This window comes from Albimonas pacifica (assembly GCF_900113695.1).
Lineage (GTDB): Bacteria > Pseudomonadota > Alphaproteobacteria > Rhodobacterales > Rhodobacteraceae > Albimonas > Albimonas pacifica.
On sequence record NZ_FOQH01000053.1, the window covers coordinates 1 to 2,005 of the forward strand.

4 protein-coding genes are annotated in these 2,005 nt (G+C 70.8%); all 4 read left to right on the forward strand.

The genetic code is table 11. The annotated features are described in order from the left end of the window. Positions 1-66 precede the first annotated feature (66 nt). From BM064_RS26550 to BM064_RS26560, 4 genes are read left to right on the forward strand one after another with little or no spacing between them, the layout of a single operon-like run. Entirely contained in the window at positions 67-411 is a 345-nt protein-coding gene (locus tag BM064_RS26550; protein ID WP_092866606.1) for a hypothetical protein, read from the forward strand. Further along, on the forward strand, positions 408-584 hold the full coding sequence (locus BM064_RS27720; protein WP_177236420.1) for a hypothetical protein: 177 nt from the start codon (positions 408-410) through the stop codon (positions 582-584). Before BM064_RS26550 ends, BM064_RS27720 begins: the two co-directional genes overlap by 4 nt. Continuing rightward, positions 577-1,557, forward strand: coding sequence for a DUF5131 family protein (locus BM064_RS26555; protein ID WP_092866613.1), 981 nt, complete (start codon positions 577-579; stop codon positions 1,555-1,557). Before BM064_RS27720 ends, BM064_RS26555 begins: the two co-directional genes overlap by 8 nt. Positions 1,558-1,574: 17 nt before the next feature. Beyond that, entirely contained in the window at positions 1,575-1,844 is a 270-nt protein-coding gene (locus BM064_RS26560; RefSeq protein WP_092866609.1) for a hypothetical protein, read from the forward strand. Positions 1,845-2,005 lie beyond the last annotated feature (161 nt).

Below are 2,005 nucleotides of genomic sequence, written 5' to 3' on the forward strand. Positions count from 1 at the left end.
GCGGTGAACAACGCCTGGGGCGCCCGCATCCGTGCGGGCGCGGGCGCGGCGCAGGAGGCCTGAGCCATGGACGATCGAGAGTTTACGCCGGGCTGGTGGGTGATCCCCGCGCTGGCCCTCGAGGCCGTCGCGCTCGGGGCGTCATTGCTCGCCTGCGCGGTCGAGCCGGCCAAGGCCCAGGCGACCGTCGTCTGCGGCGTCTACGAGGACATGGCCGCGGCCCTGCGCCGGCACGGCGAGGCGCCCGTCTTCCGCGGCCTCGACGCCCGCGGCATCGTCGTCGAGGCCTGGGCGAGCGCCGCGGGCGACTGGACGTGGATCTCCGTCGGCGCCGACGGCCGGGCCTGCCTGGTCGCCGCCGGCGAGGCCGCGGAGGTCATCGCCCTCCAGCCCGAGGAGCGCCAGGGATGACCCAGCTCACACCCGCCCAGCGCGCCGACGCCGTCCGGATCGTCCTCTGCGCCCACGCGATCTACACCCGCTGCATGGCCCTGCCGGTCGGCGCCCTGGCGAGCGCCGAGGCCAAGGCCGCCGCCGAGCCCGCCCACCTCGATCTGCAGAGCGATGGTGGGCGCGATGGCTGAGACCAGCTCGATCGAGTGGACCGACGCCACCTGGAACCCGATCACCGGCTGCACGCTGGTCTCGGAAGGCTGCCGGCACTGCTACGCCGCTCGCCTGGCCGCGACCCGGATGCGGGAGCACCCGAGCCGGAAGGGCCTCGCCCGGCTGAACGCCGCCGGCGAGGCGAAGTTCACGGGAGAGGTGCGCTTCAACGAGGAATGGCTCGACCAGCCGCTGCGATGGCGCCGGCCGCGCCGGATCTTCGTCTGCGCGCACGGCGACCTGTTCCACGAGAGCGTCCGTGACGAGTGGATCGACCGGGTGTTCGCGGTCGTGGCGCGGGCGCCGCAGCACACTTTCCAGGTGCTGACCAAGCGGCCGGAGCGGATGCGGAGCTACATCAACAACACAGGGGGCGTGGTCGTGTCCCACAAGGGGCCCTTCGCCACCCATGTGAAGCTGGCGCCGTGGCCCCTCCCCAACGTCTGGCTCGGAACCTCCGTCGAGGACCAGGCGACCGCCGACGCCCGCATCCCGCACCTGCTGGCGACGCCGGCGGCGGTGCGGTTCATCTCGGCCGAGCCGTTGTTGGGGCCCGTGGACCTGACGCGAGTTCCGGTCGATGGCGGATGCGTCTGCGCCCTGCATGGCGCACGGCCTGCATACCCACCCCTCGACTGGGTGATCGTCGGCGGCGAGAGCGGCCCCGGCGCGCGGCCCATGCATCCCGACTGGGCGCGCAGCCTGCGGGATCAGTGCCAGGCGGCTGGTGTGCCGTTCCTGTTCAAGCAGTGGGGCGACTGGGCCGAAACCGGGAGCCCGACCCACTGGGTCGGCGCCGACGAAGGCTACGGCATGATCGAGGTCGGATACGAGGCCGAGGGCGACGCCTTGGTCGAGCGCGTCGGCAAGAAGGCCGCCGGCCGCCTCCTCGACGGCTGCACCTGGGACGAGATGCCCGAGGCGGTTTCCCCACCTGTTCACGGCCGTTGAAACCCCCGGAGGCACCTATGAGACGAGCCACGAATGCCGAACAAGACCGGATCATGGGCGCTAAGACCCGCCTCCTTGACGGTCTGAAGGTCGAGCTGACGAACGGCGAGATCAGCAAGCCCGAGGCGCTCGCGCTTTTTGCCCACGTCACCGGCATGATCATCGCCATGCAAGATCAGCGCGATATGACCCCCGCTCAAGCGATGGACGTGGTCGCTCGAAACATCGAGGCCGGGAATGCATCGGCTATCGAGCAGCTGCTCGGCGATCCAAGCGGTTTCGCGTAGACCCAGAATACCCCGATGAACTGGCCCTTCGATCCCCTCGTCCCGATGAAATACGGGGCCATCCTGGCGGACCCGCCGTGGCCCTACGAGATGCGCTCGGCGAAGGGCCACGGCCGCTCGCCCGAGGCGCACTACGCCACCATGCCGATCGAGGAGATCAA